This is a genomic window from Burkholderia sp. IMCC1007 (assembly GCF_027257875.1).
Classification (GTDB): domain Bacteria; phylum Pseudomonadota; class Gammaproteobacteria; order Burkholderiales; family Burkholderiaceae; genus Burkholderia.
Genome location: NZ_JAPVQY010000113.1, coordinates 1 through 8,212, shown reverse-complemented (window position 1 = coordinate 8,212; position 8,212 = coordinate 1). Strand labels below are relative to the sequence as shown.

General features: G+C 67.9%; 6 protein-coding genes and 1 pseudogene. 4 read left to right on the top strand and 3 right to left on the bottom strand.

Translation table 11 applies throughout. The features are described from left to right. The 4 genes and pseudogenes from O1Q03_RS39520 to O1Q03_RS39505 form a co-directional block, all read left to right on the top strand. On the top strand, window positions 1-532 hold a 532-nt coding region (locus O1Q03_RS39520), incomplete at its 5' end, for a TRAP transporter small permease (protein ID WP_269511479.1). A gap of 4 nt (window positions 533-536) precedes the next feature. Then, a complete protein-coding gene (locus O1Q03_RS39515) occupies window positions 537-1,889 on the top strand; it encodes a TRAP transporter large permease (RefSeq protein ID WP_269511476.1) in 1,353 nt (450 codons plus the stop codon). Window positions 1,890-1,983: 94 nt separating this feature from the next. Further along, window positions 1,984-2,085, top strand: a pseudogene (locus tag O1Q03_RS40050) (lactonase family protein); the annotation flags it as partial. A 178-nt stretch (window positions 2,086-2,263) separates the two neighbouring features. Beyond that, window positions 2,264-3,088 carry an alpha/beta fold hydrolase gene (locus tag O1Q03_RS39505; RefSeq protein ID WP_269511470.1) on the top strand — a complete coding sequence of 275 codons (825 nt, stop codon included), beginning with the start codon at window positions 2,264-2,266 and terminating at the stop codon, window positions 3,086-3,088. Between the two features lie 51 nt (window positions 3,089-3,139). On the opposite strand, the gene proP is transcribed toward O1Q03_RS39505, so the two are convergent. The 3 genes from proP to acs all read right to left on the bottom strand — a co-directional run. After that, entirely contained in the window at window positions 3,140-4,603 is a 1,464-nt protein-coding gene (gene proP / locus O1Q03_RS39500; RefSeq protein WP_269511467.1) for a glycine betaine/L-proline transporter ProP, read from the bottom strand. Window positions 4,604-5,081: 478 nt separating this feature from the next. Beyond that, window positions 5,082-6,149 (bottom strand): porin, encoded by a 1,068-nt coding sequence (locus O1Q03_RS39495; protein WP_269511464.1) that lies wholly within the window; start codon window positions 6,147-6,149, stop codon window positions 5,082-5,084. Between the two features lie 230 nt (window positions 6,150-6,379). Further along, the coding region (acs, locus tag O1Q03_RS39490) for an acetate--CoA ligase (RefSeq protein WP_269511461.1) at window positions 6,380-8,212 on the bottom strand (1,833 nt) is incomplete at its 5' end.

The following is an 8,212-nucleotide window of genomic DNA, read 5'->3' as shown; positions in this document are numbered from 1 at the left end:
AGCGGCCGCCGCCGCGGACGGGGCGGCACCGTGCCGCCCGCGCGCGGCCGCGCCGCGCCTGCGCCGCGTGAACGACCTGCTGTTCCGCGCGCTGGCCGTGATCGCGTCGCTGTGTCTCGCGGCGCTCACGGTGCTGGTGTTCTATGCGGTCGTCATGCGCTACGTGTTCGACAACGCGCCCGATTTCGTCGAGCCGATCGCGTTGTTGCTGGTGATCGTGATCGCGATGTTCGGCGCGGCGATGAAGGTGCGCGACGGCGGCCATATCGGCCTCGACTCGCTCGTGCGGCGTCTGTCGGCGGGCCCGCGCATGGCGGTGATCGCGATCCAGCACGTGAGCCTGATCGCGTTCGCGATCGCGATCATGATCGGCTGCGGCAGCATGGCGGCCGAGACGATGGGCGACCGCATTCCGATCATCGGGTTACCCGAAGGCGTGCGCTACCTGATCACGATTCCCGCGGCGGTCGCCATCATCCTCTTCTCGCTCGAGCACCTGCTCGCGCTTCGTCGTTCTCCGTCGGGACAATAACGCCATGGAACTCGCGATCCTGTCCGTCAGTTTTCTGATCTTCCTCGTGCTCGGCGTGCCCGTGTCGTTCGGGCTCGGGCTTGCATGCGTGCTCACCTACATGGTCGAAGGGCTGCCGATCGCAACCGCGATGCAGTCGATGATCTCGGGGATGAACGCGTTCTCGTTCCTCGCGGTGCCGTTCTTCATCTTCTCCGGCGAGCTGATGCTGCATGGCGGCATCGCGGACCGGATCCTGCGCTTCGCGCAGGCGACCGTCGGTCACTTCCGCGGCGGCCTCGGGATGGCCAACGTCGTCGCGTGCACGCTGTTCGGCGGCGTGTCGGGCTCGCCGACGGCCGATACGTCCGCGATGGGCGGCGTGGTGATTCCGCTGATGAAGCGCGAAGGCTACAGCGCGGCCTACGCGGTCAACGTGACCACGCATGCGTCGCTGGCCGGCGCGCTGATGCCGACGTCGACGAACATGATCATCTACGCGTTCGCCGCGCAGGGCATCACCGGGATGCTGCACGGCCAGCAGGTGAGCGGCGTGTCGATCGGCGACCTGCTGTTCTCGGGGCTCTTGCCGGTGTTGTGGGTGATGGGCTTCGTGCTCGCCGCCGCATACTGGCAGGCCGTGCGTCACGGCTACCCGCGCCGTGAAGACGGTTCGTCGGCGCTGCCGCTGTTCCCGGGCTGGTATGCGGTGCTGCGCAGCTTCGTCGGCGCGGTGCCGGGGCTGATGGTCATCGCGATCATCCTCGTGTGCGTCGCGAAGGGGATTGCGACCGCGACCGAAGCGGCCGCGATCGCGGTGGTGTATTCGCTCGTGCTCACCGCGTTCGTGTACCGCACGCTGAGCGTCGAGAAGCTGCGCCGCGCGCTGTCGCATGCGGCGCGTACGACGGGCGTCGTGCTGCTGCTGATCGCCGTGTCCAACATGCTGCGTTTCCAGATGTCGTACCTGGAGATTCCGGATGCGATCGAAGGGCTGCTGAAGCAGTCGACCGCAGCGCCTTGGCTGATGCTGCTGTACATCAACATCATCCAGGTGTTCCTCGGCACGTTCGTCGACATGGCCGCGCACATCCTGATCACGACGCCGCTGTTCCTGCCGATCGCGATGGCGTGCGGCGTCGGGCCGGTGCAGTTCGGGATCATGCTGTTGCTGAACTGCTCGCTCGGCCTCGTGCACCCGCCGATCGGCTCGGTGCAGTTCGTCGGGTGCGCGATCGGCAACGTGTCGATCGGCGAGACGACGAAGATGGCGTGGCCTTACTACCTCGCGATCTTCAGCGCGATCAACATCGTCACGTACATGCCGTTCTTCTCGACCTGGCTGCCGAGTCTCATCAGCGGTCACGCGGTGTACTGATCGCCTGCATTGCCCGCCGCGGCGCCGGACGACTCACGTCGTTCGGCGCCGCAATCACATGGGCCGCGTCGTCGTCGGCAATCTGCCGACGGCATACCGGAGCGACCGCGGCACCGGGCATCTCGACGCCATCGGCAAGTATCCGGTGGGCAAGGGCGCGAACCGGGTCGAGATCGTCACGTACGACGGGACGAACCGAGCGGTCGGCGCACCATGCGCCGCATCGCGGGCAGCGGGCAGCGTGCATGGCGCCGGTCATACGCAGCGGCCACAAGCTGTGCGATGATGCGCGGCTTCGCGTTCGTCGCCGAACGCCGCTGACCATGGCGCCCGCTTGCGGGCCGCCGCCGATCGTCCTTGAACCCGGAGGCGGGATGCCCGCACTGACTCTTCAACACAGCACCCTGCATTACCAGGATCACGGCACCGGCTACCCGGTGCTGCTCGGCCACAGCTATCTGTGGGACGCGGCGATGTGGGCGCCGCAGATCGACGCGCTGTCGCAGCGCTATCGCGTGATCGTGCCGGACCTGTGGGGGCATGGCGCGTCGGGCCCGCTGCCCGACGGCACGCACACGCTCGACGATCTCGCCGCGCACGCGAGCGCGTTGCTCGACGCGCTGGAGATTGAGCAGTGTGCGGTCGTCGGGCTCAGCGTCGGCGGGATGTGGGGCGCGCGGCTCGCGTTGCGCGAACCGCAGCGCGTGCGCTCGCTCGTGCTGATGGATGCGTCGCTCGAGGCCGAGCCCGACGCGACGCGGCTGCGCTACTTCGGCATGCTCGACGCGATCGCGGCGGCCGGCCGCATCGCGCCGCCGCTGCTCGATGCGATCGTGCCGCTGTTCTTCCGGCCGGACGTGAATCTGGCCGATCCCGTACCGACCGCGTTTCGCGAAGCGCTCGCGAACCTGCCGGCCGACCGGCTGCGGGAATCGATCGTCCCGCTCGGCCGGCTGATCTTCGGTCGGCCGGACACGCTGTCCGAACTCGCCGCACTGGATGCCGAACGCACGCTGTTGATGTGCGGCGCGGGCGACATGGCGCGCCCGCCGTCGGAAACGGTGAAGATGGCGAGCGTGATCGGCTGCCGGCATGCACTGGTGCCGGACGCGGGCCACATCTCGAACCGTGAGAATCCGGCCTTCGTCACGCGCACGCTGCTCGACTGGTTCGACGCGCAGCGGCTCGCGGCGGATTGATCGTCACGTGCGCGATGCCGGCGACGCGCCGTTGCGGCGCGCCGGCATGCGTTACGCGCGTTCGCCGATCGGCGTGAACTTGCGGCCGCGCACGCGGCCCTCGTCGGCACCGCGGCGAATCAGGTCCTGCGCTTCGGCGCGGCTTGCGACGCACGGCGCGGAGCCGGGCAGCGGCCGGCGTGCCGACTCGCGCAGCGCGAGCACCGACACGATGCCGATGAACGACGCCCCCATCAGGTAGTAGGCCGGCATCATCAGGTCGCCGGTGCGATCGACGAGCCACGCGGTGACGAGCGGCGTCGTGCCGCCGAACAGCGACACCGACACGTTGAAGCCGATCGCGAGTGCGCCGTAGCGAATCCGCGTCGGGAAGAGGGCGGGCAGCGCCGACGGCATCACGCCGGTGAAGGTCGACAGCAGCGTGCCGTAGATCAGCATCCCGCCGAACACGGACAGCATCCCGCCGTTGCGGATCAGCAGCAGCGCCGGCACCGACAGCACGAGCAGCCCGACGCAGCCGAACATCATCACCGGCTTGCGGCCGAACCGGTCCGACAGATGCCCCGCGTAGAGCGTCATCGGCATCATCAGCACCATCACGAGCAGCACCATGAAGAGCCCGTGCGTTTCGTTGAAGTGCAGCGTCGCGGACAGGTAGTTCGGCAGATACGACAGCGCCATGTAGTCGGTCACGTTGAAGATCAGCACGAGCCCGACGCACTGGAGCAGCGGCCGCCATTGTTCGGCGAGCAGCGTGCCGAACGACTGCCTCGGGCGCGCGCGCTCGTCCGCCTCGCGCGCTTGCGCTTCCTTCTTGAACGCCGGCGTTTCCTCGAGCTTCAGCCGCACGTACAGGCCCACGAGGCCGAGCGGGCCCGCGATGAAGAACGGCACGCGCCAGCCCCACGACAGCAGCGCTTCCTGCGACAGCGTCGCGGTGAGTATCGCGACGGTCGCCGCGCCGAGCGTGTAGCCGATCAGCGTGCCGAACTCGAGGAAGCTGCCCATGAAGCCGCGGCGCCTGTCGGTCGAGAATTCGGCGATGAAGGTGGCGGCGCCGCCGTATTCGCCGCCGGTCGAGAAGCCCTGCACGAGGCGGGCGACGAGCAGCAGGATCGGCGCCATGATGCCGATCGACGCATAGCTCGGGATCAGGCCGATCGCGAAGGTGCCGACGGCCATCATGATCATCGTCGCGGCGAGCACGCGCTGGCGGCCGATGCGATCGCCGAGCGGGCCGAACACCATGCCGCCGAGCGGGCGTACGAGGAACGCGGCCGCGAACGTGCCGAAGGTCGCGAGCAGCTGCGCGGACGGGCTGCTGGACGGGAAGAACACCTTGCCGAGCGTGACGGCGATGTAACTGTAGACGCCGAAGTCGAACCACTCCATCGCGTTACCGAATGCCATGGCCCCGACCGCGCGCTTCAGGACGGCAGGGTCGACGATCGTGATGTCATCCAGCTTGAGGGCCTTGCGTGAAGATCGGGCTTTCGCGGCGTGCGATGAACTCAAGGAACGCTCCTGGCAGGGGCTTTCGCCGGCCGAGCGGCAGGTGTGCGGCGCGCAGGCCGCAGGACCGTCGGGGACGAAGGCGGTTGTCTCTGGATCGCCGTGATGTCGAGGATGCGGCGCGCAGCACGCGACATCCGGCAAGTGTGTTGGTGTGAAGCAGTGTAGAGAAACGGGCGGAGCGGACTATCGGTCATGCGCCCGGAAACCGGTCGAAAACGACACGGTTGGCGCAGCGGGACAACCCGCCGCGCGGCACGGGCACGCGTGCATCCTGCGGTCCGGGCAGCGGTGCGGGCGGTCTATGCCGGGTCAAAGCGCGCATGCATGCCGCACGATGCGGGGCGTCCTGGCGTCACGCGTCGCGACGGATGGACGCGGATTCACATGGTGCGACAGCCGCCGTGAATCCGCGGGGCAAACGATTCGGAGTGCGAATGCAGAGCGACGACGGTTCGACACGATCGTCGTCGCTCGTGCATCAGAACATGTGGCGGATCCCGACGTTCGCGCCGACGGTCGTGCCCGAGACCGCATAAAGCGCGTTGTTGATGCCGAGCCCGGTATCCATCGCACCGTGGTTGTTGACCATCGCGACCTGCGCGTACAGCGCGGTCGCCTTCGACAAGTTGTAGCTCGCGCCGACGGCCGCGAGCAGCGAGTGATTGGCCGTGTCGTTGCGATCGCTCGTGAACCACACGCCGCCGTTCACGTCGACGGCCGGCGTCGCCTGGTAGTCGAGGCCGCCGCCGTAGACGTTGCTGCTGAACGATCCGCCGACCTTGTAGCTCGCGAACGACGCCTTCGCGGTGACCGGGCCGAAGCGGTACGCGGCGCCGATCGTGCGACCGACGAACGCGACGGTGCTCGGCGTCGGCGTCGGGTTGGTGCCGTCGTTGCCGTCGTAGAACGCGGCGTTCAGCATGAAGCCGCCATGCTCGTACTTGAGGCTCGCCGAGTACTGGCGGCCGGCCTGGAAGTCGCCGGCCTTGCCGCCGAGCGCGATCATCGCGCTACCGGTGAGGCCGGCGATCGTCGGGCTCGTGTACGACACGGCGTTCGGGTTGAACAGGCCCGTCACGAGCACGTTGTCGACGTAGTTGATCAGCCCGCTGCCGAAGTGCGAGAAGCTGCGCGGGTCCGAATCGAAGATCGCCAGCAGGAACGGCGAGTACTGCACGCCGGCCTTGACCGTGCCGAAGCCGCCGTCGAGGCCGACCCACGCCTGGCGGCCGAAGATGTTGCCGTTCGAATGGGCGAACGCGCCGTTGGTGACGGCAAAGCCGCTTTCGAGCTGGAACTTGGCCTTGAGACCGCCGCCGAGATCCTCGGTGCCGGTCATCCCGAACGTCGTCGGCGTCATGCCGGTGTCGGTCATCGCGAACTGATGGCCCGCGTTCCCGCCGGTGGTGGCGTCGAGCGTCTTGCTCGTATACAGCAATGCGGCGTCGAGGTTGCCGTACAGCGTCACGCTGCTCTGCGCGAACGCGCCGGTGCAGGCCATCGTGCCGGCCAGTGCGGCGCAGCCGATCCAGATCTTGCTTGTCATGGTGTGTCTCCAGTGTTGTTGTACGTCCGGGTGCATCGAACAGGGGAATGCGACGCAAACCCGCGAAGCGCGGGCGATCGCACGGGCCGCGCACGCACGGTGGTGCGCGGCGGGACGCACGAGCGCGGCCGGGTGGCGGCCGCACGCGACGCGTTCATGGCAGGGATGGCGGCCGGAACGCGCGTGCGTCGAAGATGTCGGGCAGGGCTGGCGGATGCGGGCCTTGCCGGTCAGAGCGAGTGGCCAAGCTGATCGAGGATCGCCGGGTTCTCGAGCGTGGACGTGTCCTGCGTGATCGCCTCGCCCTTCGCGAGCGAGCGCAACAGGCGCCGCATGATCTTGCCCGAGCGCGTCTTCGGCAGGTTGTCGCCGAAGCGGATGTCCTTCGGCTTCGCGATCGGCCCGATCTGCTTGCCGACCCAGTCGCGCAACGACTTCGCGAGCGCAGCCGCTTCTTCGCCTTCCGGACGCGAACGCTTGAGCACCACGAACGCGACCACCGCCTCGCCCGTCGTGTCGTCCGGGCGGCCCACCACCGCCGCTTCGGCAACCAGCTCGTGCGAGACCAGCGCCGACTCGATCTCCATCGTGCCGAGCCGGTGACCGGACACGTTCAGCACGTCGTCGATCCGGCCCATGATCGTGAAGTAGCCGGTGTCCTTGTCGCGCACGGTGCCGTCGCCGGCCAGGTACAGCCGCCCGCCGAGTTCCTCGGGGTAATAGCTCTTCTTGAAGCGCTCCGGGTCGCCCCAGATCGTGCGGATCATCGCCGGCCACGGACGCTTGACGACGAGAATCCCGCCTTGCCCGTTCGGCACGTCCTGGCCCGTCTCGTCGACCACTGCGGCCATGATGCCCGGCAGCGGCAGCGTGCACGAACCCGGCACCGTCGGCGTCGCGCCCGGCAGCGGCGTGATCATGTGGCCGCCGGTTTCGGTCTGCCACCACGTGTCGACGATCGGGCAGCGCTCCTGGCCGACGTGCTTGTGGTACCACATCCATGCTTCCGGATTGATCGGCTCGCCGACCGTGCCGATGATGCGCAGGCTCGACAGGTCGTAGCTCTTCGGGTGGACCTTGTCGTCGGCTTCGGCCGCCTTGATCAGTGAACGGATCGCGGTCGGCGCGGTGTAGAACACGGTGACCTTGTGGTCGCCGATCATCTTCCAGAAGCGGCCGGCGTCCGGATAGGTCGGCACGCCCTCGAACACGACCTGCGTGCCGCCGCATGCGAGCGGCCCGTACGTGATGTACGTGTGGCCCGTGACCCAGCCGATGTCGGCCGTGCACCAGAACACGTCGTCGGGTTTCCAGTCGAAGGTCCACTTCATCGTCTGCGCGGCCCACAGCAGGTAGCCGCCCGTGCTGTGCTGCACGCCCTTCGGCTTGCCGGTCGAGCCTGACGTATACAGGATGAACAGCGGATGCTCGGCGCCGACCCATTCCGGTGCGCACGTGTCGGACTCGGCATCGGTCAGCTCGTGCATCCACAGGTCGCGCTCGCCGTGCCAGTCGATCTTGCCGCCGGTGCGGCGATAGACGATCACGCTCTTGACGGCCTCGCAGCCGCCCATCGCGATCGCTTCATCGGCGATGCTCTTGAGCGGCAGCGTCTTGCCGCCGCGCGCCTGTTCGTCGGCGGTGATCAGCGCAACGGCGCCGACGTCGACGAGCCGCTCGTTCAGCGATTTCGCGGAGAAGCCGCCGAACACGACCGAGTGCGTCGCGCCGATGCGTGCGCAGGCCTGCATCGCGACGATGCCTTCGACCGACATCGGCATGTAGATGACGACGCGATCGCCCTTCGCGATCCCGCGTTTCTTCAGCGCATTCGCGAAGCGCGACACGCGGGCGAGGAGGTCGGCATAGGTGACGCGCGTGACGGTGCCGTCGTCGGCCTCGAAGATCACCGCGACGCGCTGGCCGTTGCCGGCTTCGACGTGGCGGTCGAGGCAGTTGTACGACGCGTTGAGCTCGCCGTCGTCGAACCATTTGTAGAACGGCGCGTCGCTCTCGTCGAGCACCTTGGTGAACGGCTTGTGCCAGCTGAGGCCTTCGCGTGC